The sequence below is a fragment of the Phycicoccus avicenniae genome (genome assembly GCF_050496545.1).
Lineage (GTDB): Bacteria > Actinomycetota > Actinomycetes > Actinomycetales > Dermatophilaceae > Phycicoccus > Phycicoccus avicenniae_A.
The window spans coordinates 1-24027 of sequence record NZ_JBNVZV010000024.1 but is presented as its reverse complement, the minus strand read 5'-3'; the positions used below and the strand labels follow the sequence as shown (position 1 = coordinate 24027).

Annotated in this window: 23 protein-coding genes; 10 read left to right on the top strand and 13 right to left on the bottom strand. The window is 74.4% G+C overall.

All coding sequences use genetic code 11. The features are described from left to right. The first annotated feature begins 72 nt into the window (after positions 1 to 72). A complete protein-coding gene (locus tag ACQZ2A_RS17095; protein ID WP_430213544.1) occupies positions 73 to 729 on the top strand; it encodes a hypothetical protein in 657 nt (218 codons plus the stop codon). Positions 730 to 751: 22 nt separating this feature from the next. Here the strand turns inward: ACQZ2A_RS17095 and ACQZ2A_RS17090 are convergent, their stop codons facing one another. Both ACQZ2A_RS17090 and ACQZ2A_RS17085 read right to left on the bottom strand, forming a co-directional pair. Next, the gene (locus ACQZ2A_RS17090) at positions 752 to 910 is read right to left on the bottom strand and encodes a hypothetical protein (protein ID WP_430213543.1); all 159 of its coding nucleotides are present in this window, start codon (positions 908 to 910) and stop codon (positions 752 to 754) included. A 42-nt stretch (positions 911 to 952) separates the two neighbouring features. Continuing rightward, the gene (locus tag ACQZ2A_RS17085; RefSeq protein ID WP_430213542.1) at positions 953 to 1402 is read right to left on the bottom strand and encodes a hypothetical protein; all 450 of its coding nucleotides are present in this window, start codon (positions 1400 to 1402) and stop codon (positions 953 to 955) included. A gap of 73 nt (positions 1403 to 1475) precedes the next feature. Between ACQZ2A_RS17085 and ACQZ2A_RS17080 the strand changes: the two genes are divergently transcribed. Next, the gene (locus tag ACQZ2A_RS17080; protein WP_430213541.1) at positions 1476 to 1910 is read left to right on the top strand and encodes a hypothetical protein; all 435 of its coding nucleotides are present in this window, start codon (positions 1476 to 1478) and stop codon (positions 1908 to 1910) included. Here the strand turns inward: ACQZ2A_RS17080 and ACQZ2A_RS17075 are convergent. Continuing rightward, positions 1882 to 2463: a CGNR zinc finger domain-containing protein gene (locus ACQZ2A_RS17075; protein WP_430213540.1), complete on the bottom strand. Its 582-nt coding sequence runs from the start codon at positions 2461 to 2463 to the stop codon at positions 1882 to 1884. The genes ACQZ2A_RS17080 and ACQZ2A_RS17075 overlap by 29 nt on opposite strands. Before the next feature lie 56 nt (positions 2464 to 2519). On the opposite strand from ACQZ2A_RS17075, the gene ACQZ2A_RS17070 reads away from it, so the two are divergent. Then, positions 2520 to 3659: an MFS transporter gene (locus ACQZ2A_RS17070; protein ID WP_430213539.1), complete on the top strand. Its 1140-nt coding sequence runs from the start codon at positions 2520 to 2522 to the stop codon at positions 3657 to 3659. Here ACQZ2A_RS17070 and betT read toward each other — a convergent pair. From betT to ACQZ2A_RS17055, 3 genes are read right to left on the bottom strand one after another with little or no spacing between them, the layout of a single operon-like run. Beyond that, entirely contained in the window at positions 3628 to 5706 is a 2079-nt protein-coding gene (gene betT / locus ACQZ2A_RS17065; RefSeq protein WP_430213537.1) for a choline BCCT transporter BetT, read from the bottom strand. The two genes, ACQZ2A_RS17070 and betT, sit on opposite strands and share 32 nt — an antisense overlap. Positions 5707 to 5736: 30 nt before the next feature. Further along, positions 5737 to 7416, bottom strand: a complete 1680-nt coding sequence (gene betA, locus ACQZ2A_RS17060; RefSeq protein WP_430213615.1) for a choline dehydrogenase — start codon at positions 7414 to 7416, stop codon at positions 5737 to 5739. A gap of 44 nt (positions 7417 to 7460) precedes the next feature. Then, on the bottom strand, positions 7461 to 8930 hold the full coding sequence (locus ACQZ2A_RS17055) for an aldehyde dehydrogenase family protein (RefSeq protein WP_430213535.1): 1470 nt from the start codon (positions 8928 to 8930) through the stop codon (positions 7461 to 7463). Positions 8931 to 9042: 112 nt separating this feature from the next. On the opposite strand from ACQZ2A_RS17055, the gene ACQZ2A_RS17050 reads away from it, so the two are divergent. Next, positions 9043 to 9513, top strand: coding sequence for a methyltransferase family protein (locus tag ACQZ2A_RS17050; RefSeq protein ID WP_430213533.1), 471 nt, complete (start codon positions 9043 to 9045; stop codon positions 9511 to 9513). Between the two features lie 12 nt (positions 9514 to 9525). Here ACQZ2A_RS17050 and ACQZ2A_RS17045 read toward each other — a convergent pair whose 3' ends face one another. Next, positions 9526 to 9717, bottom strand: a complete 192-nt coding sequence (locus ACQZ2A_RS17045; RefSeq protein WP_430213531.1) for a hypothetical protein — start codon at positions 9715 to 9717, stop codon at positions 9526 to 9528. 109 nt (positions 9718 to 9826) lie between these two features. Here ACQZ2A_RS17045 and ACQZ2A_RS17040 point away from each other — a divergent pair, with 109 nt between their 5' ends. Next, complete coding sequence (locus ACQZ2A_RS17040) at positions 9827 to 11635, top strand: sensor histidine kinase (RefSeq protein ID WP_430213529.1); 1809 nt, start codon at positions 9827 to 9829, stop codon at positions 11633 to 11635. Between the two features lie 3 nt (positions 11636 to 11638). Further along, positions 11639 to 12295, top strand: a complete 657-nt coding sequence (locus ACQZ2A_RS17035) for a LuxR C-terminal-related transcriptional regulator (RefSeq protein WP_430213527.1) — start codon at positions 11639 to 11641, stop codon at positions 12293 to 12295. Here the strand turns inward: ACQZ2A_RS17035 and ACQZ2A_RS17030 are convergent. Next, positions 12268 to 12762: an AAA family ATPase gene (locus tag ACQZ2A_RS17030; RefSeq protein WP_430213614.1), complete on the bottom strand. Its 495-nt coding sequence runs from the start codon at positions 12760 to 12762 to the stop codon at positions 12268 to 12270. The genes ACQZ2A_RS17035 and ACQZ2A_RS17030 overlap by 28 nt on opposite strands. A 107-nt stretch (positions 12763 to 12869) precedes the next feature. Here ACQZ2A_RS17030 and ACQZ2A_RS17025 point away from each other — a divergent pair, with 107 nt between their 5' ends. From ACQZ2A_RS17025 to ACQZ2A_RS17015, 3 genes are all read left to right on the top strand, one after another. Then, the gene (locus tag ACQZ2A_RS17025) at positions 12870 to 14741 is read left to right on the top strand and encodes a LuxR C-terminal-related transcriptional regulator (RefSeq protein WP_430213525.1); all 1872 of its coding nucleotides are present in this window, start codon (positions 12870 to 12872) and stop codon (positions 14739 to 14741) included. A 124-nt stretch (positions 14742 to 14865) separates the two neighbouring features. Beyond that, entirely contained in the window at positions 14866 to 15198 is a 333-nt protein-coding gene (locus ACQZ2A_RS17020; protein ID WP_430213523.1) for a YdhR family protein, read from the top strand. Between the two features lie 40 nt (positions 15199 to 15238). Further along, positions 15239 to 15466 carry a tautomerase family protein gene (locus ACQZ2A_RS17015; protein WP_430213521.1) on the top strand — a complete coding sequence of 76 codons (228 nt, stop codon included), beginning with the start codon at positions 15239 to 15241 and terminating at the stop codon, positions 15464 to 15466. A gap of 19 nt (positions 15467 to 15485) precedes the next feature. On the opposite strand, the gene ACQZ2A_RS17010 is transcribed toward ACQZ2A_RS17015, so the two are convergent. Beyond that, positions 15486 to 16874: an L-serine ammonia-lyase gene (locus ACQZ2A_RS17010; protein ID WP_430213519.1), complete on the bottom strand. Its 1389-nt coding sequence runs from the start codon at positions 16872 to 16874 to the stop codon at positions 15486 to 15488. Positions 16875 to 16956: 82 nt separating this feature from the next. Here ACQZ2A_RS17010 and ACQZ2A_RS17005 point away from each other — a divergent pair, with 82 nt between their 5' ends. After that, positions 16957 to 17808 carry a RecB family exonuclease gene (locus ACQZ2A_RS17005; protein ID WP_430213518.1) on the top strand — a complete coding sequence of 284 codons (852 nt, stop codon included), beginning with the start codon at positions 16957 to 16959 and terminating at the stop codon, positions 17806 to 17808. Between the two features lie 14 nt (positions 17809 to 17822). Here ACQZ2A_RS17005 and ACQZ2A_RS17000 read toward each other — a convergent pair whose 3' ends face one another. From ACQZ2A_RS17000 to ACQZ2A_RS16985, 4 genes are all read right to left on the bottom strand, one after another. Then, positions 17823 to 18779 carry an electron transfer flavoprotein subunit alpha/FixB family protein gene (locus tag ACQZ2A_RS17000; RefSeq protein WP_430213516.1) on the bottom strand — a complete coding sequence of 319 codons (957 nt, stop codon included), beginning with the start codon at positions 18777 to 18779 and terminating at the stop codon, positions 17823 to 17825. Then, the gene (locus ACQZ2A_RS16995; protein WP_430213514.1) at positions 18776 to 19555 is read right to left on the bottom strand and encodes an electron transfer flavoprotein subunit beta/FixA family protein; all 780 of its coding nucleotides are present in this window, start codon (positions 19553 to 19555) and stop codon (positions 18776 to 18778) included. Before ACQZ2A_RS16995 ends, ACQZ2A_RS17000 begins: the two co-directional genes overlap by 4 nt. Continuing rightward, the gene (locus ACQZ2A_RS16990; RefSeq protein WP_430213512.1) at positions 19552 to 22077 is read right to left on the bottom strand and encodes a GcvT family protein; all 2526 of its coding nucleotides are present in this window, start codon (positions 22075 to 22077) and stop codon (positions 19552 to 19554) included. The genes ACQZ2A_RS16995 and ACQZ2A_RS16990 overlap by 4 nt, the downstream gene beginning before the upstream one ends. A gap of 147 nt (positions 22078 to 22224) precedes the next feature. Then, positions 22225 to 23868, bottom strand: coding sequence for a BCCT family transporter (locus ACQZ2A_RS16985; RefSeq protein ID WP_430213511.1), 1644 nt, complete (start codon positions 23866 to 23868; stop codon positions 22225 to 22227). Positions 23869 to 24027: the final 159 nt, after the last annotated feature.

Here is a 24027-nt window from a genome sequence, read left to right as displayed (position 1 = left end):
TTGAGGATGGGTCCGCAGGCTCGACGTCGACGGCCCACCACCGGGGTGGGCCCCGCACCGAGGAGTCCTCCCGTGGACGAGAACCTGTACCGCAACCAGCCCCACCCCGACGACGCGCAGCGGTGGGACACGCACGAGATGGCCGCCATCGCCGCGGCCCACGCAGCGCCCGCGGCTCCGGTGGCGGAGGCGCCCCGGCGCGCCCGCTCCCGGCTGACCGTCGCGGCCGGGGTGGCCGCGCTCGCCCTGCTCGGCGGCGGGATGTGGATGGGCGCCGCCTACGCCGACGGCCCGTCGACCCCCGGCTCCACGTCCGCCCCCTCGGTCACGGCGCCGTCCGACGCCGGCTCGGGCTCGGGCTCGGGCTCGACGGACGGGACGACGACCTCGCCCTCCGACGGCGGCGCGAGCGCGACCGGGACCGGCTGCGGGTGCGCCGCACCGGCCCCGCCCGCCCCGAAGGACGGCCAGGGCCCGAAGGCCGGCGACGCACCCCGGCCGCCGAAGGCCGGCGAGGCCCCGGCGGCCCCGAAGGACGGGCAGGCCCCGACGCCCCCGAAGGCCGGCGACGCCCCGAAGGCGCCCGAGGCCCCGAAGGCCGGAGCGGCCCCTGCGCCGCCGGCGGCGGGCGCCGACTGCGCACCGGCTCCCGCGCCGTCGGGTGCGCCCTCGGAGACCCCGTCGGACGCGCCCTCGGACGCCCCGTCGGACGTGCCCTCGGGTAGCTGACCGGGTCCCGGTCCGGCGGGCCTCAGGGCACCGCCGGACCGGTCCCGACGCGGGGGAGGAGGCGGCGGCGTGCCACCCGCGGCTGCGGGTCCCGGCCGCCGCGCTCGCGGCGCTCGAGCTGCCGGGCGGTCCAGTCCCGGGGGGTCAGGGAGCCGGCCAGGCCGGGCGTCATCATCGTCATGCCCGGGAGGAGCGGCGGGCGGGCCCGCCTGATACACCCGGGTCAGCCGCGGGCGGAGTCCTCGGGGGTCGCGGCGTGGCCGGGCCGGCCCGCGGTGCGCCGGTCCTCCTTCATCTCGGCCTCGAAGACGTGGCGGCGCCCGCCCATCAGCTCCTCGCGCGCCGCGCGCTCGTGCTCGCGGAAGCGGTCGTAGTAGTCGTCGTCGTACTCCTCGACGACCTGGAAGGACCAGCGCCCGGCGAGCACGTTGCGCCCCACGAGGTCGGTCTCGACCCGGTCCGCGAGCTCGTCGTGACCGGCGTCGCGCAGGGCGTCCACGGCCTCGCCGAGGGTGAGGTCCGCGGTCCCGCAGCGGCGGTGGAAGGCGTAGAGGTGGCCGCGTGCCTCCTCGACGACCTCGAGCGCCTCGGACAGCTTGCCGAGGGCCGCGACGGTCGCGTCGCTCGTGCCGGCGGGGCGGGAGTGGGCGTCGTCGACGGAGTCCGTGGCCATGGCGCCGACGCTACGGGCGCGGGCCTGTGGAAAAGCCCGCGGCGGTCCGGCCGGTTTCGGCCACGCTCACGGCATGAGCTTCGAGGACCTGCCCCCGCACTGGCCCGACCTGCCCCTCGACGACCCGCTCCTCGCGGCCGACGTCGTCGACCTGTTCGTGTCGTACGCCGACCGGGTGCAGGGGTGTGCCGCCTTCCTGTTCCTCGACGACCGGTCGTGCCTGGGGCAGCCGGCCGTGATGGGTGAGATCCCCGAGGATGCCGACCCCTGGGCGCTGCGGGACACCTTCGTGGCGGTCTTCGGCGGCCTCGGGTTCGGCGGCCTGGTGTTCGCGCGCGGGCGGGACGGCTCGGTCCTGCTCACCGACGACGACCGCCGGTGGCACGAGATGGTCCTCGATGTCTGCCGGCGGGCCGGGCTGCCCCTCGTCGGGGCCTTCGTCGCGACCCCGGCCGCCGTGCGCCCCTACCCGGCGCCGCTCAGCGCGGCCGACCACCTCGCGTCCTGAGGCGGTGGGCGGCGGCCTTGACCCGGTTCTGGCAGCGCAGGCCGCAGAAGCGGCGGTGGGTGTTGCGCGAGCGGTCCACCCACACCCGGTCGCAGCCCGGTGCCTCGCAGACCCCGAGCCGCGACCCGAGGTCGCCGCCGATCGCCATCGCCAGGCCGGCCGCGATGCCGGCCGCCCAGCCCCGCGCGAAGGTCGTGTCCGGCCCGTGGAAGTGGATGGCCCACCGCCCGTCCTCGTCGCGGTCGAGCTCGGGGTGGGCGTCCGTACGGCGGAGCATCGCGTTGACGAGGCCCGCGGCGGTGTCCTCGTCACCCGCCCCCAGCGCCTCGACCACCCGACGGGCGGCGTGCACCTCCTCGGCGAGCGCCTCGACCTCGGCTCGCGTCGGGCGGGGCTCGTAGCCGTCGTACCGCACGGCCGCGACGACCGCCTCCGTCAGTGCCCTCCCGGTCGGCACGACCACCTCGTGGCCACCGTCGTGGCCCGGGGTGGTGACGTTGACCAGACGGACGGTGGCGTCGAGCACCGAGTCGACGTGACTGTTGAAACGCATATGGGAGGTTACCTAGTCTCGGGGGCGTGTCACTGCTCACCAAGCCTACGCCAGTCATGTCCACGACGACCGTGCTCGTCCTCGCCCGGGTCGTCAACCGCCTGGGCGGGGCCGGGATGGCCTTCCTCGGGGTCCGGCTCACCCGCGACCTCGGCGCCCCCCTCGCCACCACGGCCACGCTGCTGGCGGTCTTCGGGGCCGCGACCATCCCGTCGAGGGTCCTCGGCGGGATGGTCACGACCCGGTGGGGCCCGCGGGCCGCGCTCGTCGGCGGCCTCGCCGCCGCGGGGCTGGCCCAGGCGGTCGTGGGCCTCGGTGGCTCGCTGGCGGTGGTCGGCGTCGGTGTCGTGCTGCTCGGTCTCGCCTACGAGGTCGTCGAGCCCGCCACCCAGACGGCCGTCGTCGTCGGGGTCGACCCCGCGCGCCGGGCCTCGCGCTTCTCCCTGCTCTGGGCGTGCGTGTCCGTGGCCGGTGTGGTCGCCGGGGGCGTCGCCGCGCTCGTGACGCAGTGGGGCGTGGGCGCCCTCTTCGTGGTCGATGCCGCGACGAGCCTGCTGGCGGCCCTGCTCGTCCTCGTGCTCCTGCCCGCGCTCCCGGTGCGCCGGGTGCCCCGGGTCTGGCGGGCGGCGCTCGGCGGACGGGTGCTCGGCTGGGCCGCCCTGTGCACCGTGCCGTGCACCGTCGTCATGGCCGTCGTCCTCCTCCTCCCGGTCGCCCTCGAGCAGCAGGGCCACCATCCGTCACTGACCGCGCTGCTGCTCGCCGCCGGGGCGGCCTCGGCCCTGGCCACGCAGCGCGCGCTGGCCCGCTGGGAGCTGCACCTGCCGGCCGGGGCGGTGCTCGCCGTCGGCTACGGGCTGCTGGCCGCGGCGCTCGGGGTCTGGGCGCTCGGCACGCTGCCGGCGCTCGTCGTCGGGGCCGCCCTCGAGGGTGCGGCCGGCAGCCTGTTCGTCGGCACCCAGCAGGCCGTCGCCTCCCGGCTGGCCCCGCCGGGGGCCGAGGCCGCGGTGATGACCGTCCAGGGGCTGGCCTGGGGCGTCGCCACCGTGATCGCGCCGCTGGCCGGCGGCGCGCTGCTCGCGCACGGGCCGCACGTCCTCTGGCTGGCCGGGGCGGCCGTCGCGGTGGCCCTGGCCGCCGGCCATGCCCGGCCGCCGGCGCCGGTCAGGCGGTGGGCGACCCCTCGGCGAGCCTGAGGAACTCGAGGTGGCGCTCGTAGTGGTCAAGGCAGTCGTGGATGACCTGGGCGGCCGACCAGCCCATGACGTCGTACCCCTGCCCGCCGTCGGAGAGGTGCACCTCGAGCCGGGCGTAGGAGTCGCGGCTCTGCACCATCCGGCCGCCGTACGTGGGCACCGGCGCCATCTCGACCTCCACCCGGTAGACGAACGGCGGATCGGCCGTGGGCGTCCGCAGGGTCACCGCGGCTGTCGACGGGTCGGGGTCGGCTTCGCACGTGGCCTCGACGTCGTGGCGGCACAGCTCGTCGGCGACCTCGGCCAGGGCGGGGGCCACGACCTCGCGCAGGTGCTCCACGGCGTCGTCACGGTCGACGAAGTTCGTCGCCCGGGCCAGCCGGGCACGCCACGAGGTCGCCCGGTCCTCGCGCCGGGCGGTGGCCGCCCGCGCCGAGAGCAGGCCGTACATGCTCTGCGCCCGGCTGTCCTCGCGCCGTCCCTCGACGCGCAGCGCGCGCACGAGCCCGACCATGACGAGGACCAGCACGACGGCGAAGGGGAGCCCGAAGATGATCGTGGCGTACTGCAGGGCCGTGATCCCCCCGACGAGGAGCATGGCGATGGTCAGCAGCCCCGTGGCCGCGGCCCAGGTGATGCGCAGCCAGCCCGCGGCGTCCTCGGTGAGGTCACCGAGCCGGCTCGTGAGGTTGGCCATGACGAGCGCGCCGGAGTCGGCGGAGGTGACGTAGAACAGCAGCCCGACGAAGAACGCGAGCCCGATGACGACCTTCCCCGCCGGGTACTGCGAGAGCAGCTCGTAGAAGCCGACACCGGTGAAGTCCTGGGCGCTCTGCGCGAAGGCCGTGTCGCCGCCCCGGATCCGCTCGATGGCCGCGTTGCCGAAGACCGAGATCCACATGACGATGTAGGCGAACGGGATGACGAGCGTGCCGAGCACGAACTGCCGGATCGTCCGCCCTCGCGAGATGCGGGCGAGGAACAGCCCGACGAACGAGGCCCAGGCGACCCACCACGCCCAGAAGAAGAGCGTCCACGTGCTCATCCACGTCGCGTTGTCGACGAACGGGAAGGTCTCCATCGTCTTCGCGGGGAAGGTGCGCAGGAGGTCCCCGACGTTGGCCACGGCACCGTTGAGGAGCAGCGCGGTGTTGCCGGTGACGAGCACCCAGGCCGCGAGCCCGAGGGCGAGCAGCACGTTGAGCTGGGACAGGAACCGGATGCCGCGGTCGACGCCGCTCGTCGCCGACACCGCGGCCATGAGCACCGCGAGGGCGGCGAGGGCGATCTGTGCGCCCGTGCCCACCCCGACGCCGAAGAGCACGTTGAGCCCGACGTTGAGGAAGACGACGCCGATGCCGAGCGAGGTCGCGACGCCGAAGATCGTGCCGAGCACGGCCGCGGTGTCGACGGCGTGCCCGAGCGGTCCGTCGATCCGCCGGCCGAGCACCGGTGCCAGCGCCGAGCGGACCGCCAGCGGCAGGCCCTTGCGGTAGCAGAAGTAGCCGAGCGCCAGACCCATGAGCGCGTACATGCCCCAACCCGTGACGCCGTAGTGGAAGAGCGTCCACACGGTCGCGTCCCGAGCGGCGTCGATGCTCTCGGGTGCCGGGCCGCCCTCCGGCGGCGCCATGTACTGCGTCGCCGGCTCGACGACGGAGTAGAACATCACGTCCGTGCCGATGCCGGCGGCGAAGAGCATCGAGGCCCAGGCGAAGGTCGAGAACTCCGGGCGCGAGTGGTCGGGGCCGAGGCGGACGCTGCCGTAGCGCGAGAGGCCGAGCCAGACGACGAAGCCGAGCACCGCCGTCGCGAGGAGCACGTAGAACCAGCCGAACCACTCGGTGGCCCATGTGGTCACGGCGCCGAGGGCGCTCTCGGCCGACGCCGGGGCGAGCAGCGCCCAGAGCGCGACGGCGAGGACACCGACGAGAGAGGCGACGAAGACCGGCACCCGCAGCGGGGGGCCGCCGAGCAGCCCCGGTGTCCCGGCTCCCTGCGGCTCGGCGTCGGGCGGGCTGGTGGGGCGGTCCGTCGCGGTGCTCATGGGTCCTCCGGGGGGTCGGGGCTCGGGGCCTCAGGGGGTCGGCGGGTCCAGCGGGCTCCCGGCGCGCACGTCGTACCAGGGGGCGTCGGAGGGCGGCAGCGGCGTCGCCCCCCGGATGAGGTCGGCGGCCTTCTCGGCCAGCATGACCACCGGCGCGTAGATGTTGCCGTTCGTCACGTACGGCATCGCGCTGGCGTCGACGACCCGCAGCCCCTCCGTGCCGTGCACCCGCATCGAGGTGGGGTCGAGCACCGAGAGGTCGTCGGTGCCCATCCGGGCCGTGCAGCTGGGGTGGAGGGCGGTCTCGGCGTCGGCGCGCACCCAGTCGAGGATCTGCTCGTCCGTCTCCACCTGCGCGCCGGGCGAGATCTCGCCGCCGTCGTACGGGGCGAACGCGGGCTGGGAGAGGATGTCGCGCGAGACGCGGATCGCCTCCACCCACTCGCGCCGGTCCTGGTCGGTCGAGAGGTAGTTGAACTGCATCGCGGGCTTCATCCGCGGGTCGGCGCTGCGGATGCGCAGCCAGCCCCGGGCGTCGGAGTACATCGGGCCGATGTGCACCTGGTAGCCGTGGCCCTCGACCGGGCTCGAGCCGTCGTACCGGATGGCGATGGGCAGGAAGTGGAACATCAGGTTCGGGTAGTCGACGTCGTCGTTGCTGCGGACGAAACCGCCGCCCTCGAAGTGGTTCGTCGCCCCGAGGCCCTTGCGCAGGAAGAGCCACTCGGCGGCCAGCTTCGGCCGGTTGCGGTACGCGAGTCCCGGTGCGATGGAGACCGGCTGGGTCGAGCTGTGCTGGATGTAGACCTCGAGGTGGTCCTGGAGGTGCTCGCCGACCCCGCGCAGCCCGGAGATGACGTCGATGCCGAGCGGCCGGAGCAGCTCGGGGTCGCCGACGCCGGAGAGCTGGAGCAGCTGCGGGGTGTTGATCGCCCCGCCGCAGAGGACGACCTCGCCCGCGCGCACCGTGTGCCGGCGCCCGGCCACGGAGTACTCGACCCCGACGGCCCGGGTGCCCTCGAAGAGCACCTTCGTCGTCAGCGCGAGCGTGCGCACGTGCAGGTTCGGGCGGTGCAGCACGGGGTGGAGGTAGGCGCGGGCCGCCGAGAGGCGCCGGCCGCGGTGGACGTTGCGGTCGAAGGGGGCGAAGCCCTCCTGCCGGTAGCCGTTGACGTCGGTGGTGCGCGGGTACCCGGCCTGGACGGTGGCCTCGAAGAAGGCGGTGAAGAGCGGGTTCGTGGCCGGCCCGCGCTCGAGGACGAGCGGCCCGTCGCCGCCGCGCCACTGGTCGGCGCCGGCGAGGCAGCTCTCCATCTTCTTGAAGTAGGGGAGGACGTGGGCGTAGTCCCACTCGGACATCCCCGGGTCGGCGCCCCAGCGCTCGTAGTCCTTGGGGTTGCCGCGCTGGAAGATCATCCCGTTGATCGAGCTCGAGCCGCCGAGCACCTTGCCGCGGGCGTGGTAGACCCGCCGGCCGTTCATGTGCGGCTCGGGCTCGGACTCGTACTTCCAGTCGTAGAAGCGGCTGCCGATGGGGAAGGGGAGCGCGGCCGGCATGTGGATGAACGGGTCGATGCGCAGGTCGGAGCGGCCGGCCTCGAGGACGAGCACGGAGGTGCCGGGGTCCTCGGAGAGCCGGTTGGCGAGCACGCAGCCCGCGCTGCCGCCGCCGACGACGACGTAGTCGACGCGGTCGGGGACCTCGGCCAGGGTGGTGCGGTCGCGCAGGGCGGCGAGGCGGTCGGTGACGGCGCTCACGAGAACCACCCCGTGGGGGCGGGTGCGGTGTTCTCCCACACGTGCTTGGTCTCCTGGTACTCCTCGAGGCCGAGCTCACCGAGCTCGCGGCCGATGCCGGACTGCTTGTGCCCGCCCCACTCGGCGGGGGCGACGTAGGGGTGGTAGTCGTTGACCCACACCGTGCCGAGGCGCAGCGCGCGGGCCACCCGCTGCGCCCGCTCGGGATCGGAGGTCCAGACCGCCCCGGCGAGGCCGTAGATCGTCCCGTTGGCCAGGGCGACCGCCTCCTCCTCGGTGCGGAACGTCTCGACGGTGAGGACCGGCCCGAAGGACTCCTCCTGGACGACGTGCATGTCGATGCTGCAGCGGTCGAGCACCGTCGGCAGGTAGTAGTAGCCGCTCGCGAGCCGTTCGTCGTCGGGTCGCGCTCCGCCGCACCGCAACCGGGCTCCTTCGGCGAGTCCCTTCGCGACGTAGTCCTCGACCTTGGCCAGGTGCTGGGCACTGGTGAGCGACCCCGTCTGCGCCTTCTCGTCGAACGGCGGACCCATCCGGATGTCCCGCGCGCGCTCCACGATGGCGTCGACGACCTCCTCGGCGACGGACTCCTCGACGAGGAGGCGGGCCCCGGCCGAGCAGACCTGCCCGGAGTGGAGGAAGACCGCCGTCATCGCGTTGTCGACGGCGGCTTCGCGGTCCGCGTCGGCGAAGACGATGTTGGGGTTCTTGCCCCCGAGCTCGAGGGCGACCCGCTTGACCGTGCCGGCGGCCTCGCGCATCAGGTGCTTGCCGACGGCGAGGCTGCCGGTGAACGAGACGAGGTCGACGCGCGGGTCGGTGGACAGCGGTGCGGCACAGCCTGGCCCGGTGCCGAGGACGAGGTTGCCCACCCCCGCCGGTAGGCCGGCCTCCTCGAGCGCGCGCACCATCAGGATGGTCGAGTGCGGGGTGATCTCGCTCGGCTTGAGGACGAAGGTGCTGCCGGCGAGGAGGCAGGGCGCGACTTTCCAGCTGGCCTGCAGCAGAGGGTAGTTCCACGGCGTGATGAGCGAGCAGACGCCGACCGGCTCGCGGACGACGCGGCTGCGGACGTGCGGCTGGCCGGCGTCGACCTCGCGCGGCCGCTCGACGTCCTCGCCCTTCCCGCCGTAGAAGCGGAAGACGCTGACGACGTCCGCGACGTCGAGCTTCGCCTCCTCGAACCGCTTGCCGGTGTCGAGGGCCTCGGCCCGCGCGATCTCGTCGGTGTCGCGCTCGAGGAGGTCGGCGACCCGGCCCAGGAGGGCGGCGCGCTCGGTGGGCGGGGTGTCGCGCCATCGTCCGTCGTCGGCCGCCGCGCGCGCGGCGGCGATGGCGGCCAGGGTGTCGGTCTCGTCGGCCTCGTCGACCTCGCCGACGGTCGTGCCGTCGGCCGGGCAGACGATGGTCCGGCGACCGCCGGCCGCGGCGGCGACCCAGGCGCCGTCGAGGTACAGGTCGGCCATGGTCGTCCTGACTGTCGGGGTGGGGACGGATGGACCAGCCTGTCGGAGAGCCGCTCCGGACGTCAAGGAGCGCAGGTCAGCCCCGTCGCAGGCGGCGGAGCACACTGGGGCGGTGGACCGCGGGTCGGGAGACGTCGTCGCGTTCCGGCTGTGGCCGCCGGTGGCCATCGGCGGACCGTGGCTCCTCGGGGCGCTCGCGACGGCCCGCTGGGGCGACCCCCTCACCCTCGGGGGGTGGCGGGTGGGGACCGGGTGGGCCCTCCTCGCGGCCTTCGCCGTGTGGAACGGCTGGTCCCTCCTGCTGTTCGCCCGGCACGGGACGGGGCTGCTGCCTGGCCAGGCCTCGCAGGCCGTCATCGCGCAGGGGCCCTACCGACTCTCGCGCAACCCCCTCTACGTCGGCCTGCTGGCCCTGCACCTCGGGGCGGCGCTGCTCACGCCGTCGGTCTGGGCGCTCGTGTCCTTCCCGGCGGCCGTCGCCCTCGTGCGGTGGGGTGCGGTCCTCCCGGAGGAGCGCTACCTGCACGCCCGGTTCGGTGCCGAGTACGACGCCTACGCCGCGCGCGTGCGCCGCTGGCTCTGAGCGCGCGGCCGGTCACCAGCCGGCGGGAACCGGGGAGGGCACCGGGTGCGGGCCGAGACCGCTCGGCTGGCCGCCCCACACGCCGGCGACCACGGCGAGGACCGTGAGGGCCAGCAGGAGCGTGAGGAGGGCTCGACGGACGGCGGGCGGAGCCGGGTGCGACACGGGGCGGGGGTGGGACACGAGGGAGCGGTGGCAGGACATGCCGACCACGGTCGCCGCCCACCGGGGCCCGGCGCCTCGGGGCGGACCCGGCGACGCCTCGGGGTTTTCCCTCGTGACGTCGCGGTGGCCCCGCGCCACACTGGTGCCCATGCGGGAGCTCCCCGGTCGGGTCGAGCAGCGGCTCCCGGCCCGGGTCACCGCCGGGGTCGGCGCCGTCCTCGTGGCGTGCACCGTCCTCGTCGCGCTCCGGCTCCACCTGGTCGGCACGGACGGGTGGGCCAACGGCCTGGCCTTCACGGCGATGCTCGTCAGCGCCCTCGTCGTGGCGCGCGAGCCGACCCAGCGCTCGAGCGCGGCCCTGCTCGCGGCGGCCGCCGCCTCCCTCGCCGTGAGCGGGCTGAACGGCGTGAGCGAGGCCGGCTGGGGCGGCTGGTGGACGATGGCCGGCTGGTGCACCACCTGGTGGCCGGTCGCCGCCCTCGTGCCGCTCTTCCTCGTGTACCCGTCGCCCGGGTTCGAGACGGCGGCGGCCCGGCGCCTGTCGCTCGGCCTCGCCGGCGTGGTCGGCGCGCGGGTGCTCTGGTCCACCCTCTGGGACCCCGCCTTCGGCGGCCCCGGCGCGGTCCCCATCCAGTGGGTCAGCGGGCCCTGGGCCTCCGCCGAGCGCCTCTACGCGGTGATGCGGGTCGAGTCCGTCCTGATCGCCGCCGCGATGGTGCTCGTGACCGTGCTCCTCGTGGGTCGGTGGCGGCGCGCCTCCGGGCCCCGGCGCCGGCCGACGCGGGCCGTCGCCGCGGCGGGTGTCGTCCTGGCCTCGGCCGTCCTGGTGCTGCAGCTGGCCGGCCTCGGGTGGCTGGGTCCGGCCGCACCCTACGACGCGCTCCTCGACCTGTCCCTGGTCCTGCTCACAGTGGCGCCCCTCGTCATCCTCGCGGTCGCCGTGTGGTCGGCGCAGCGGCGGGGCCGCCTCGTCGAGGCGCTGCTGCGGGCCGAGGGTGACCCGGCGGGCATCGAGGCGACCCTGCGGGCCGCGCTCGAGGACGAGCACCTGCGGCTGCACCTGCGCGTGCCCGGCGGGTGGGCCGACGGTGCCGGGCGGCACACGTCGACCGGGTCGCAGGCCCCGCTGCCGGACGACCTCGACGGCGAGCGCTACGTCCTCCTCGCGGACGACGAGGGGCCGGCCGTGCTCGTCGACGTGCGGGTGGGTTCGGCCGCCGAGCGGGCGACCGTGGACCGGGTCCTCTCCGAGGCCTCGGTCGCCCTCGACCGCAGCCGCCTGGCGCTGGAGCGCACGGCTCACCTCACCGAGCTGCGGGCCTCACGGGGTCGGGTGGTCGAGGCCGCGCTCGCCGAGCGCCGCCGGCTGGAGCGCGACCTGCACGACGGGGTCCAGCAGCACCTGCTGACCGTCTCGGCGACGCTGGCCCGGGCCCGGCTCACCGAGGACCCGCAGGAACGCGACGCCGTGCTCGCCGACGCCCGGGGGCAGGTGGCGGAGACGATGTCCGAGGTCCGCGGCATCGCCCGCGGCCTCCACCCGACGGTGCTCAGTCAGGGCGGTCTGCCGTACGCCCTCCCGCGGCTCGAAGCCGCCGACCACCGGGTCTCCGTCGAGGTCGGCCCCGTCCTCGCCGCCGCGCCCCGCCCCGACCCCGACGTCGAGGCGGCCCTCTACTACGCCGCCGCCGAGCTCGTCACCAACGCCCTGCGCCACGGCGACCCGCGGCGGGTCGGGGTGGCGGCCGAGGCGACGGCACCCGGCGCCGACACCGGCGCGGGCGTGCGACTGCTCGTCGAGCAGATGCCTCCGGCGCCCGGCGTCGCGGGCGGCGTCGTGCACGTGCGTGACCGCGTCGAGGCGCTGGGCGGCCGGGTCTCGTTCGCGCACAGCCGGACCGGGACGGTCGTCGAGGTGTGGGTACCGCTGGGGCCGCCGGCCCGGACGTGGGGGTGAGGGGTGCGCGTCGTGGTGGCCGACGACTCCGGCATCTTCCGCGAGGGCCTGCGCCTACTCCTCGAGGCGGTCGGGGTCGAGGTGCTCGCGGCCGTCGGCACGGTGCCCGCCCTCGCGGCCGCGGTCGCCACCACCGGGCCGGACGCGGCGGTCGTCGACGTCCGGCTCCCGCCGTCGTTCACCGACGAGGGCATCCGCGCGGCGCTGGAGCTGCGCGAGCGGCACCCCTCCCTGGGGGTCCTCGTGCTCTCGACGAGCGTCGACGAGGTGTCGGCCGCCCGGCTGCTCGCGGGGGTGCCGTCGGGGGTCGGCTACCTCCTCAAGGACCGGGTCGACGACGTGGCGACCGTGACCGACGCGCTCGACCGGGTGGCCGCCGGTGGGGTGGCCCTGGACACGCAGGTCGTCGGGGCGGTCCTCGCGGGCCGGCGGGCCGCGGCACCGCTCGAGCGGCTCACCGCGCGCGAGCGGGAGGTCCTGGCGCTGCTCGCCGAGGGCCGCTCGAACGCCGGGATCGCCGAGCGCCTGTACCTGTCGACCAAGACCGTCGAGACGCACGTCGCGGCGGTCTTCCGGGCCTTCGACCTCGCGGCCGACGAGAGTGAGAACCGCCGGGTGCGTGCGGCCCTGGCCTACCTGCGGCTCTCGCGCGACACGTGACCGAGGATCGTGTCGACGACCTCGTCGAGCGGCGCCGTCGCATCGATGCGCACGCCGGTCGGGACGTCCTCGCCGGTGCGGTGCAGGTGCTCGACGAGCGCGCGCTCCTCCGGCTGCGCGCCGAACTCGTCGGCCGGCCGGGCGTCGAGGCGCTCGTGGAGGGTCGCGGCGTCGACCTCGAGCACGAAGACGCCGTCGAGGAGGCCGACGAACCGCGCGTGGTTGCGCGAGCCCCCGCAGAGGAAGGTCACCGGCTCGGTGTCGTCCGCGACGAGCCGGCGCACCGCGTCGAGGTCCCACACGTGAGTCCGGTGCGAAGGCTCGCCCGCCCAGGGCTCCCCGGTCACCGGGTCGCCCTGGTAGGCGAGGTCGGTGTCGCCGTTGACGGCGTGGAACCCGCGTCGTCGCAGCTCGTGGCACACCGAGGTCTTGCCACTGGTCGAGACCCCCTCGACGAGGTAGTTCATCCGGCCCACGGCCGCGACGCTACCCCCCGCAGGCCTTCCTCGGGCCCGTCGGGCGGCGGTACCGTCGGTGCCCTCAGGCGTCCTGAGGTGTTGGGAGGTGGCCGGCCGTGTCCACGATCGCCGACCGGGTCCGTGAGTCCGCCGCGCGCGAGTTCGTCGGCCGGCGCCGCGAGCTCGACGTCCTCGTCGGGGCGGTGCGCGCCACCGACCCGCCGTTCCTCGTCGCCGTCGTCCACGGTCCGGGCGGCATCGGCAAGAGCAGCCTCGTCCGCCGCGCGCTGGCCGCGATGCCGGCCGACGTCCGGTGCGTCCACCTCGACGGCCGTGACGTCGAGCCCACCCCGGAGGGCTTCTGCCGGGCGGTCGGAGGGGCCCTGGGCATCGCCGACCCCGCGCCGACACCGGCCACCCTCGCCCGCGCGCTCGACGGCCGGCGCACGGTCCTCGTCGTCGACACCTACGAGGTGCTCGGCCTGCTCGACGCCTGGTTGCGCACCCGCTTCCTCCCGGCCATGCCGGCGAGCACCCTGACCGTCCTCGCCGGCCGCGACCGGCCGGCCGCGGCCTGGTACTCCGCCCCGGGATGGGGCGGGCTCGTCACTGAGCTGCCGCTCGGTGCGCTCGAGCCCGACGATGCGGACGCGCTGCTGCGCTCACGAGGGCTCGACGCCGAGCAGGCCTCCCGCGCAGCGGACTTCGCTCGTGGGCACCCCCTCGCCCTCGAGCTGGCGGCTGCGTCGGTGCGCGCCGACCCCGCGGGCGACCGTGACGGGCCGAGCGCGCCGGCGGGGCTCCTCGAGGCCTTCCTCGGCGACCTGTCGGGACCTGTTGTCGAGGCCGTCGAGGCCGCCTCCACCGTCCGACGGGTGACCCAGCCGCTGCTCGCGGCGGTGCTCGGCGGCGCCGACGACCGCTTCGACCTCCTGCGCGACCTGCCCTTCGTGGAGGCCGCCGGCGACGGCCTGCTCCTCCACGACGTCGTGCGCGACACGGTCGGGCAGGACCTCGCCGTCCGCGACCCCGAGCGCCGGCGCACCTACCGCCGACGGGCCCTGGAGCACCTCACGGCGCGGGGTGCCGGGAGCGACTCGTGGCAGCACACCGCCGACCTGATGTTCCTCGTCGAGAACCCCGTGCTGCGCGACGCCTGCTTCCCGAGCGCGCGGCCGGAGCACTGGGTCGAGGCGGCGGGCCCGCAGGACCGCACGGCCGTCCTCGACATCACGGCCCGGCACGAGCCGGAGGCCGCGCGGCGGCTGCTCGAGCAGTGGTGGGACAGGCATCCCGGGTCGTTCTCGGTCGCCCGCGGGGCCGGCGGCGAGGTCGAGGCCTTCGTCCAGATCATCCCGCTCGACGAGGCGGACCCCGTTCTCCTGCAGACCGACCCGGTGGCAGCGGAGTGGGCGGCCCACCTGCGCGAGGACCCGGTGCCGCCGGACGGAACGGTCCTGCTGATGCGGCGCTGGCTCGGCCGCGACTCCGGCGAGCTGCGCTCCCCGGCCGTCTCCGCCTGCTGGCTCGACGTCAAGCGGGTCTACATGCAGCAGCGCCCCCGGCTGCGGCGCATCTACTCCGTCGTCGGCGACCTCGGGCGCCTCGGACCCGTCTTCGTCCCGCTCGGGTTCGGGCCGGTCGGCGACGCCGTCGACCTCGGCGGGGGGCCCGTGCAGCCGGTCCGGCTCGACTTCGGCCCGGGCAGCGTCGACGGCTGGCTCGCCCGGCTCGTGGGGTCCGAGGCGGCTGCCCCGGCACCCGGTGACGCGGCGCCGGCCGGCACGGTCGCCGGCCTGTCCAGCCGCGAGCTCGAGGTGCTCCGGCTCGTCGCCACCGGCCGCACCAACCGCGAGATCGGCGGCCTGCTGTTCATCAGCGAGAAGACGGCCAGCCGCCACCTGTCGAACATCTTCGACAAGCTCGGCATCCGCAGCCGGGCCGAGGCCTCGCGCATCGCGGCCGAGAACGGGTTGACCGCGGGCTGAGCGGGGCCGACCCGAGCCGATGGGGCATCCGGGTCACCGGGACGACGTGATCGCCCGATGAGGGGCCCGGGCCGGCGTCCCTAGCGTCGTGGGGGTCAGCCCGTCCCACCCCCAGGAGGTTCCCGTGCACGCCGTCGTCATCACCTTCGACCTGCTCGACATGTCCGCCGAGGAGTACGCCGGCGTCGCCGCCGAGCTCGCTCCCTCGTTCGAGGCCCTGCCGGGCCTGCTCACCAAGGTCTGGCTCCAGGACGAGGAGGGCCCCCACCGGGGCGGGTTCTACCTCTTCGCCGACGCCGCCTCCGCCGACGGCTTCCTCGGCTCCGCGCTCGCCCGTGGGGTGGCCGAGAACCCGCACTTCGCCGGGCTGCAGGCCCGCCGGTTCGCCGTCGACGAGACGACGACGGCCCGGACCCAGCCGCGGGTCACCGTCGTGCCCGCCCCCGTCCGCGCCTGAGCGCGGCCACCGAACACAGCAACCAGCACAGGAGGTCGTCATGCCGTTCATCGACGTCAAGGTCATCGCCGGGGTCTTCACCCCGGAGCAGAAGCAGGAGGTCGTGCGCCGGGTCACCGACGCGATGGTCTCGGTCGCGGGGGAGAACCTGCGCCCGGTCACGTGGTGCGTCGTGGAGGAGGTGCCCAGCGGCGAGTGGGGCATCGGCGGTCAGCCGATGACCACCGCCGACGTGCGGGCCCTGGCCGCCGGCGCCCCCACGGGCTGAGGGACGGGGCGGCCCGGCCTCAGCACTCGATGACGTTGACGGCCAGGCCGCCCCGCGCGGTCTCCTTGTACTTGACCTTCATGTCGCGGCCGGTGTCGCGCATCGTCTTGATCGCCTTGTCGAGCGAGACGACGGCGCTGCGGCCGTCGCCGCGCAGCGAGAGCCGGGCGGCGGTGATGGCCTTGACCGAGGCGACCGCGTTGCGCTCGATGCAGGGGATCTGCACCAGCCCGCCGACGGGGTCGCAGGTGAGGCCGAGGTTGTGCTCGATCCCGATCTCCGCGGCGTTCTCGACCTGGCGGGGCGTGCCGCCGAGCACCTCGGCGAGCGCGCCGGCGGCCATCGAGCAGGCCGAGCCGACCTCGCCCTGGCAGCCGACCTCGGCACCCGAGATCGAGGCGTTCTCCTTGTAGAGCGTCCCGATGGCGGCGGCGGTGAGCAGGAAGCGGACGACGCCGTCGTCGTCGGCACCCGGGACGAAGCGCGTGTAGTAGTGCAGGACGGCCGGGATGATGCCCGCCGCGCCGTTCGTGGGGGCCGTGACGATGCGCCCGCCCGAGGCGTTCTCCTCGTTGACGGCCAGCGCGTAGAGGGTGACCCAGTCCATCGCGGCGAGCGGGTCGCCGGCGTGCTCGCGGCGCAGCTGGCGCACCAGCCGGGGCGCGCGGCGCTGCACCCGCAGGCCGCCGGGCAGGACGCCGTCGGTGCGGCAGCCGTTGTCGACGCACTCCTGCATCACCTCCCAGAGGTGCAGCAGCCCGGAGCGGACCTCGGCCTCGGTGCGCCAGGAGAGCTCGTTGGCGAGCATGACGCCGCTGACCGGGAGGCCGCTCTCGTCGCACTGGGCGAGCAGCTGGGCGCCGGTGGTGAAGGGGTACTTGACCGGGGTGTGGTCGGGGACGATCTCGTTCTGCCCGATCTCGTCCTGGTCGAGGACGAACCCACCGCCGACGGAGTAGTACTCACGGGTGCGCAGCGGCTGCTCGCCCTCGGCCGGCTCGGCCGAGGCCCACGCCGTGAAACGCATCCCGTTCGAGTGGAACGGCAGCGTGGCGCGCCGGTGCAGGACGACGTCGGTGTCGGGGTCGCAGAGGACGTCGCGGACGCCCCCGAGGTGCAGCACGCGGGCGGCGCGCACCTCGTCGACGCGGTCCTCGGCGGCGCGGGGGTCGGTGCTCTCGGGCGCCTCGCCCTCGAGGCCGAGGAGGACGGCCTTGACCGAGCCGTGCCCGTGGCCGGTGGCGCCGAGGGAGCCGAAGAGCTCGGCGCGCACCCGCCCCACCTGGTCGAGCAGCCCCGCCTCGCGCAGGCCGGTGACGAACGTGTGGGCGGCCCTCATGGGTCCGACGGTGTGCGAGCTCGAGGGCCCGATGCCGACGGAGAAGAGGTCGAAGGAGGAGATGGCCATGGCGGGCTCAGTGTGTCACCCGTCGGCGCGTCCTGGGGACGGCCACCCGGGGGCGTCGGGGGGAGCGGCTACGGTCGGGGGCGTGAGCACGACGGGGGAGCAGGCGCAGCCGCAGCAGGCGGCCTTCCCCGGCATGCCCGAGCCGCTCTGGGGCGGCAGCCCCAGCAAGCTGCTCGCCTTCCTCGACTGCCCGCGGCGCTACCGGATGCAGTACCTCGACCGGCCGCGCCCGCCGGCCCGCCCGCAGCGCGCACACACCTCGCTCGGTATCGCCGTGCACAACGCGCTGCGCGACTTCTGGGACCTTCCGGCGCCCACCCCGGAGGCCGGCGGACGGCTGGTCGAGAAGGCCTGGATCGACGTCGGCTTCCGCGACGGAGAGCAGTCCCGCCGCTTCCGGCAGCGGATGCGCGAGGCCGTCACCGGCTACCTCGAGGCGGCCGGGCCCACGCCGCGCCCCGTCGGCATCGAGCGCACGGTGTCCTTCGTCAGCGACGACCTGCGCATCCAGGGCCGCATCGACCGCCTCGACGACCGCGGCGGCGAGCTCGTGGTCGTCGACTACAAGACCTCGCGGCAGGTGCCCACCGACGACGACGCCCGCACCTCGCTGCCGCTGGCCCTCTACGCCGCCGCCGTCTGGAAGATGTTCCGCCGGCCGGTGCGCCGCGTCGAGCTGCACCACGTGCCGTCGGGCACCCTCGCGGCGCACGAGCACACGGGCGAGTCCATCGGCCGGCACGTCGAGCGGGCGCGCTCGATCATGCGCGACGCCCGCCGGGCGGACGCCGACTTCGCGCGGCACGGGGCGGAGTCCTCGATGTTCCCCGCCGTCACCGGCCCGCTCTGCGGCTGGTGCGACCTGCGGGCGCACTGCCCCGAGGGGCAGGCGGCGGGCCCCGAGAAGGCCGACTGGGCCGCGCTCGAGGACTGAGGGGCAGGGCCCGGTCAGCCGAGCTCCTCGAGCACCGCGGGCAGCACCTCGTGCATGTCGCCGATCACGGCGTAGTCGGCCTTGGTGACCATCGGCGCGTCCGGGTCGGTGTTGACGGCGATGATCGTCCGGCTCGACGCGCAGCCCGCCCAGTGCTGGATCGAGCCCGAGATGCCGCACGCGAGGTAGAGGTCGGGGGCGATGCGCGAGCCGGTCTGCCCGACCTGCTCGTGGTGCGGCCGCCAGCCGAGCGAGGTGACCACGCGCGAGACGCCGACCGCCCCGCCGAGCCGGGCGGCCAGGGCGTCGACGGCCGCGAAGCCGTCCGGTCCTCCGGCCCCCCGGCCGGCACCGACCACGACCCGCGCGCCGGTGAGTCCGGAGGTGTCGGCCTGCTCGCGCTTCTCGACGCGCGCCACCTGCGCGCGCAGGTCCTTCGGGTCGACCGTGACCGCGAGGCGCTGCACGGTGGCGGCCCCCGCGGCGTCGGCCGGCTTCGGGTCGACCGCGTGGCCGGCCATCGTCATCAGGCGCACCCGGCTGTCGACGGTGGCCCGCTCGAGCGCCGCGCCGCCGACGACCTGGCGCTGGACGACGAGAGGGTCCAGCGACTCGACGGCGACGACGTTGGCGGCCATCCGCAGGCCCCGGCGGGCGGCCACGTGGGCCAGCACCTCCATGCCGCGACCGGTGCCGGGGGCGAGCACGACGTTCGCGCGGGCGGCGCGCCCGGCGGCCTCCACGACCGCCGCCCAGGCCGCCGCGGCGTACCGCTCGAGGGATGGATCGACGGCCTCGTGGACGACGGCGACGCCGGCCTCGCGGCAGTCCTCGACGAGCGCGGCACCGGCCTCGCCGACGACGACGGCGTGCAGGTCGCCCGCACCCAGCGAGCGGGCGAAGGTGAGGGTCTCGCGCGAGACGAGGGACGCACGCCCCTCCTCGAGCTCGACCAGGACGACGACGCTCATCCCACCACGACCTTCAGCTCGCGCAGCACCGCGACGAGACCCGGTGCGGCAGAGGGTCCTTCGCCGATGACGGTCACCTCGCTCGGCGGGGGCTCGGGCACCGTCAGGGACGCCCGACCGGACCCGGCGGCCGACGCCGCGCCGGCCCAGGCCATCGTCTCGACGGCGGCCTTCTTGGCCCGCATCCGCCCCATGACGCTGGGGTACTTCGGCGCGACGCCGCCCTCGAGCACGGTGGCCACGGCGGGCAGCGCCACCTCGTAGACCTCGGTGCCCTCCGGGCCCTCGGCACGCAGCGTGGCCTGCTCGCCCTCGACCTCCACGGTCTGGACGCCCGCGACGACGGGCCGGTCGAGGTTGTAGGCCAGCCGGACCCCGACCTGGAAGTCGCCGGTGTCGGCGGCGTCGTTGCCCAGCAGGACGAGGCCGTACTCCGTGCCCGCCTCGGACCGGGAACGCACCGCGTCGGCGATCGCCGACGCCACGTCGGCCGGGCCGAGCAGGTCGGCGTCGGCCTCGACGAGGATGCCGTCGGTCGCGCCGACCGCGATGCCGGAGCGGATCTGCTCGATGCTGTCCTCGGAACCCACCGACAGCACCGTGACGGTGCCGCCCGACGGCTCCGCGAGCTGGACGGCCAGCGCCACGGCGGCCTCCTCGTGGGCGCTGGTCGTGTAGCCGGCGAACCGGCCGTCGACGCGCAGGCCGTCGGCCGTGAGCACCACCTCGCCGGTGGGGTCGGGGACGCGCTTGACGCAGACGAGGACGTTGGTCACGCGAGCCCCCGGATGCGGGCGTTCTCGGGGTCGAAGAGCGGCGTCGCGTCGACGGCGGCGACGGTGACCGGGTACAGCTCCTCCATGTACGACACGGCGAGCCCGTTCCCGAGCGTGGCCTCCTCCGGCGGCAGGAAGGCCATGAGCACGTGCTTGCCGAGGCTCGGGGCCGAGCCGGCCGTGGTGACGTACGGGTGGTGGCCGTGGCCGTCGGTCAGCGTGCCGCCCTCACGGGTGAGGATGGGCTCGCCGCCGAGCATGTAGCGCTTCACGCCGCTGGCGGAGGTGTGGTCGTCGACGGTCAGCGAGCAGAGCACGGCCTTGGGTGCCTCGCCGGCCTGGGCGACGACGGCGTCCTTCCCGATGAAGTCCTGCTCCTTCCACTTCGGCCGCGACATGCCGGTCTCCATCAGCGTGCGCTCGGTGTCGAGCTCGTAGCCGTAGGCGCGGTAGCCCTTCTCGATGCGGCCGGTGGTGCCGTAGACGCCGATGCCGACGGGGACCATCCCGAGCGGGCGCCCGGCCTCGAGGAGCTTGTCCCAGAGGGCTGCTCCGGACTCGATGGGGACGTAGAGCTCCCAGCCGTACTCGCCGACGTAGGAGATGCGCGACGCGAGCACCGACAGCACGCCGACCTCGATCTCGCGGCAGGTGCCGAACGGGAACCCGGCGTGCGTCATGTCGGCGCTCGTGACCGACTCGACGATCTCGCGGGCCTTGGGGCCCCAGACGCCGATGGTCGTCCACGCCGAGGTGAGGTCGACGACGACGGCGCCACCGTCCTCGGGCATCCGGTCGGAGAACCACTTCTTGTCGGCCATGCCGTGGGCGCCGCCGGTGACGACGCGGAAGCGGTCGTGGGCCAGCCGCATGACGGTGAGGTCGGAGCGGAAGCCACCGGTCTCGTCGAGCACGGGGGTGTAGACGACCCGGCCGATCCGGACGTCGGCCTGCGCGACGATGATCCGCTGCACGGCCTCGAGCGCCCTCGGCCCGACGACGTCGAAGATCGCGAACGCGGAGAGGTCGACCATCCCGGCGGTCTCGCGCATCTGCAGGTGCTCGGCGTTGATGATCGGGCTCCACCAGCGGGCGTCCCACTCGTGCTCGCGCGGCATGGTCTGCTCGGGGCCGAACTTCTCGACCAGACCGGCGTTCGAGGTGTACCAGTGCGGGCGCTCCCAGCCGGCGGTCTCGTAGAAGACCGCCCCGAGCTCCTTCTGGGACTCGTGCATCGGGGCCAGCCGCACGTTGCGGTTGCTCGCGTACTGCTCGGACGGGTGGACGATGCCGTAGGTCTTGATGAACGACTCACCGGTGCGGGCCTTCACGTGCGCCCGCGTCTTCTGGTGCGGGTGGAAGCGCGCGATGTCGCTGTGCCCCAGGTCGATCTCGGGGTTGCCGTGCGTCATCCACTCGGCGACGGCCCGCGCAGTGCCGGGGCCCTCCTTGATCCAGACCGCGGCCGCGGACCACAGGCCCTTGACCTCGGGGGTCTCGCCGAGGATCGGGTAGCCGTCGGGGGTCAGCGACAGCAGGCCGTTGATGGCGTAGCGGATCTCGGCGCGCTCGTCGCCGAGCAGCTCGGGCATCAGCTCGAGGGCCTGCTCGAGCTGGGGGTCGAAGTCGTCCTCGGTGAAGGGCAGCTCGGTGGGGGAGAGCTTGCTCTGCTCGATGGAGGGGATGTCCTCGGGGTCCCAGAGGATGGCGCGGTGGGCGTAGGAGCCGACCTCCATGTCCGAGCCGTGCTGGCGCTCGTAGCAGAAGGTGTCCATGTCGCGCACGATCGGGTAGCTGATCTCGCCCGGGCGCTCGGCGAGCACCTCGCAGGGGCCGACCGAGATCATCTGGTGCACGGCGGGCGTCAGCGGGATGTGGGCGCCGGCCATCCGGGCGATCTTCGGGCTCCAGACACCGCAGGCGATGACGACGGTCTCGGCCTCGATGGTGCCCTGGTTGGTCTCGACGGCGCGGATCCGGCCGCCCTCGACGACCATGCCGGTGACCTCGACGTTCGGCACCGTGGTGAGCGCGCCCTTCTCGACGGCGCGCTCGCGCATGATCGTGCCGGCCCGGAGGCTGTCGACGACGCCGACGGTCGGGAACCACGCGGCGCCGATGATGACGTCCTTGTCGAGGAAGGGGACCTTCTCGGCGACCTGCTCGGGGGTGACCAGCTCGGCGGGGATGCCCCACGCCTTGGCGCTGCTCATCCGGCGGCGCAGCTCCTCCATCCGCTCCTCGGTGCGCGCGACCTCGTAGCCACCGGACTCGGTGAAGACGTCGAGCTCCTTGTACTGGCGCACGGAGTCGAGGGTGATGTCGGCGAACTCGCGGGAGTGGTCGACGGGGAAGATGAAGTTGCTCGCGTGCCCCGTGGAGCCGCCGGGGTTGGGCAGCGGCCCCTTGTCGAGCTGGACGATGTCGGTCCATCCCAGCTCGGCGAGGTGGTACGCGAGCGAGTTCCCGACGATCCCCGCGCCGATGACGACGCAGCGGGCGGAGGAGGGGAGAGCGGCCATCGGTCGGTCCTTCCGGGCGGTGCCTTCTGGTGCGTCATACGCAACGCGATGCTCATCGTGCAACGCGAGGTCCCAGCATGGCAGACCCGCCCGCCGCTGCCAACCACCCGTCCGGCACCGGGACGGGTGGTCGGCAGCGGCGTGGGGTCAGCCGTCGGTGCGGGCCGGCTCGACGACCGGACGCTCGCCGACGGGCTGCCCCGGGTGCTCGCGCAGGTGCCGGCGCATCGGACCCCGCAGGGTGGACTCGAAGGTCTCCTGGCGCAGCGACTTCCACAGCGAGAAGCAGAGCCCGATGAGCACGACGAGGAACGGGAAGCCGATGATGATCACGCCCGTCTGCAGCGCGCTCAGGCCGCCGGCGAAGAGCAGGACGACGGCGATCGCGCCGGTCGCGACGCCCCAGAAGACGACGAGGCCGCGCCGGGGCTCCTCGTCGCCGTTCTGGCTGAGCATCCCCATGACGATCGACGCGGAGTCGGCCCCGGTGACGAAGAAGATCGCGATGAGGAACACCGCGAGCACGACCGTCACCGTCGAGAGGGGGAAGGAGCGCAGCGTGTCGAAGAGCGTCGTCTCCAGCCCCGCGTCGACGAGCGCCTTCATGTCCTTGCCCTGGGTCAGCTGCAGGTCGAAGGCCGAGCCGCCGAGGATCGAGAACCAGACGAAGGACACGAGCGAGGGGATGGCGATGACGAAGACGACGAACTGGCGGATGGTGCGGCCCTTGGAGATGCGGGCGATGAACATCCCGACGAAGGGGGTCCACGAGACCCACCAGGCCCAGTAGAAGATCGTCCAGCCGTTGAGCCACTCGCTGCCGCCGAAGACGCCGGTGCGGAAGCTCATCGTCGGCAGATGGGTCAGGTACCCGCCGATCGACTCGGTGAAGGTGGAGAGGATGAAGACCGTCGGGCCGACGACGAAGAGGAAGAGGACCAGCAGGGCCGCGGCGATCGCGTTGGCGTTGGAGAGCCACTTGATGCCCTTGTCGATGCCGCTCACCGCGGAGATGACGAAGCAGAGGGTCAGGACGCCGATGACCAGGGCGGCAGCGGTGGTCCCGTAGCCGCTCTGCCCGAAGACGTTGGCCAGCCCGCCGGTGATCTGGAGGGCGCCGAGGCCGAGCGAGGTGGCCGAGCCGAACAGCGTCGCGAGGATGGCGAGGGTGTCGATGCCCTTGCCCGCGGGGCCGTCGGCGTGCCGACCGATGAGCGGGCGGAAGGCGGCGCTGATGAGGTTGCCGCTGCCCTTGCGGTAGGCGAAGTACGCGATGGTCAGGCCGATGACGGCGTACATGGCCCACGGGTGGAAGCCCCAGTGGAAGAACGTGTACTCCATCGCGAGGTGGGCCGCCTCGTCGCTGCCCGGCTCGGCGAGGCCCAGCGGCGGGGTGTTGAGGTGGGTCAGCGGCTCGGCGACGCCGTAGAACATCAGGCCGATGCCCATGCCGGTCGCGAACATCATCGAGACCCACGAGAAGGTGCTGAACTCCGGCACGGAGTCGTCCGGCCCGAGCTTGATGTTGCCGTAGCGGGTCACCGCGAGGAAGACGCTGAAGACGAGGAAGGCGCCGCTGGTCAGGACGAAGAACCACCCGAAGTTGTCGGTGATCCAGCCGAGAGTGGCGGTCGTGGTGTCGCCGAACCCCTCGTTGTCGACCGCCCCGTACACGAGGAAGACCAGGGCGAGGGCCGCGGCGACGCCGAAGACCACGCGGTCGACGGGCCGGTGCGGGGGATGGTGCTCGGACGGGTCCTGCTCGACGCGTTGCGGTGTGGTCGTCGCCATGGTCTGTCCCCTTCGTCGTTGCGCTGGGCGAGACGTCGTGCGCATGGCACAACACAGGCAGTGTGATCCAGGTCACCCACCGCGGTCAACGGCCGAGGGGGGGGGGGGGGGGGGGGGGGGGGGGGGGGGGGGGGGGGGGGGGGGGGGGGGGGGGGGGGG

What these genes read in the sequence shown, in the direction of transcription:
- ACQZ2A_RS17090 (WP_430213543.1), bottom strand. Translation starts at nt 910, where the DNA reads ATGACGATGATGACGCCCGGCCTGGCCGGCTCCCTGACCCCCCGGGAC.
- ACQZ2A_RS16985 (WP_430213511.1), bottom strand. Translation starts at nt 23,868, where the DNA reads ATGGCGACGACCACACCGCAACGCGTCGAGCAGGACCCGTCCGAGCAC.
- ACQZ2A_RS17015 (WP_430213521.1), top strand. Translation starts at nt 15,239, where the DNA reads ATGCCGTTCATCGACGTCAAGGTCATCGCCGGGGTCTTCACCCCGGAG.
- ACQZ2A_RS17070 (WP_430213539.1), top strand. Translation starts at nt 2,520, where the DNA reads ATGTCCACGACGACCGTGCTCGTCCTCGCCCGGGTCGTCAACCGCCTG.
- ACQZ2A_RS17055 (WP_430213535.1), bottom strand. Translation starts at nt 8,930, where the DNA reads ATGGCCGACCTGTACCTCGACGGCGCCTGGGTCGCCGCCGCGGCCGGC.
- ACQZ2A_RS17080 (WP_430213541.1), top strand. Translation starts at nt 1,476, where the DNA reads ATGAGCTTCGAGGACCTGCCCCCGCACTGGCCCGACCTGCCCCTCGAC.
- ACQZ2A_RS17085 (WP_430213542.1), bottom strand. Translation starts at nt 1,402, where the DNA reads ATGGCCACGGACTCCGTCGACGACGCCCACTCCCGCCCCGCCGGCACG.
- ACQZ2A_RS17045 (WP_430213531.1), bottom strand. Translation starts at nt 9,717, where the DNA reads ATGTCCTGCCACCGCTCCCTCGTGTCCCACCCCCGCCCCGTGTCGCAC.
- ACQZ2A_RS16990 (WP_430213512.1), bottom strand. Translation starts at nt 22,077, where the DNA reads ATGGCCGCTCTCCCCTCCTCCGCCCGCTGCGTCGTCATCGGCGCGGGG.
- ACQZ2A_RS17000 (WP_430213516.1), bottom strand. Translation starts at nt 18,779, where the DNA reads ATGAGCGTCGTCGTCCTGGTCGAGCTCGAGGAGGGGCGTGCGTCCCTC.
- ACQZ2A_RS17010 (WP_430213519.1), bottom strand. Translation starts at nt 16,874, where the DNA reads ATGGCCATCTCCTCCTTCGACCTCTTCTCCGTCGGCATCGGGCCCTCG.
- betT (WP_430213537.1), bottom strand. Translation starts at nt 5,706, where the DNA reads ATGAGCACCGCGACGGACCGCCCCACCAGCCCGCCCGACGCCGAGCCG.
- ACQZ2A_RS17040 (WP_430213529.1), top strand. Translation starts at nt 9,827, where the DNA reads ATGCGGGAGCTCCCCGGTCGGGTCGAGCAGCGGCTCCCGGCCCGGGTC.
- ACQZ2A_RS17075 (WP_430213540.1), bottom strand. Translation starts at nt 2,463, where the DNA reads ATGCGTTTCAACAGTCACGTCGACTCGGTGCTCGACGCCACCGTCCGT.
- ACQZ2A_RS17030 (WP_430213614.1), bottom strand. Translation starts at nt 12,762, where the DNA reads ATGAACTACCTCGTCGAGGGGGTCTCGACCAGTGGCAAGACCTCGGTG.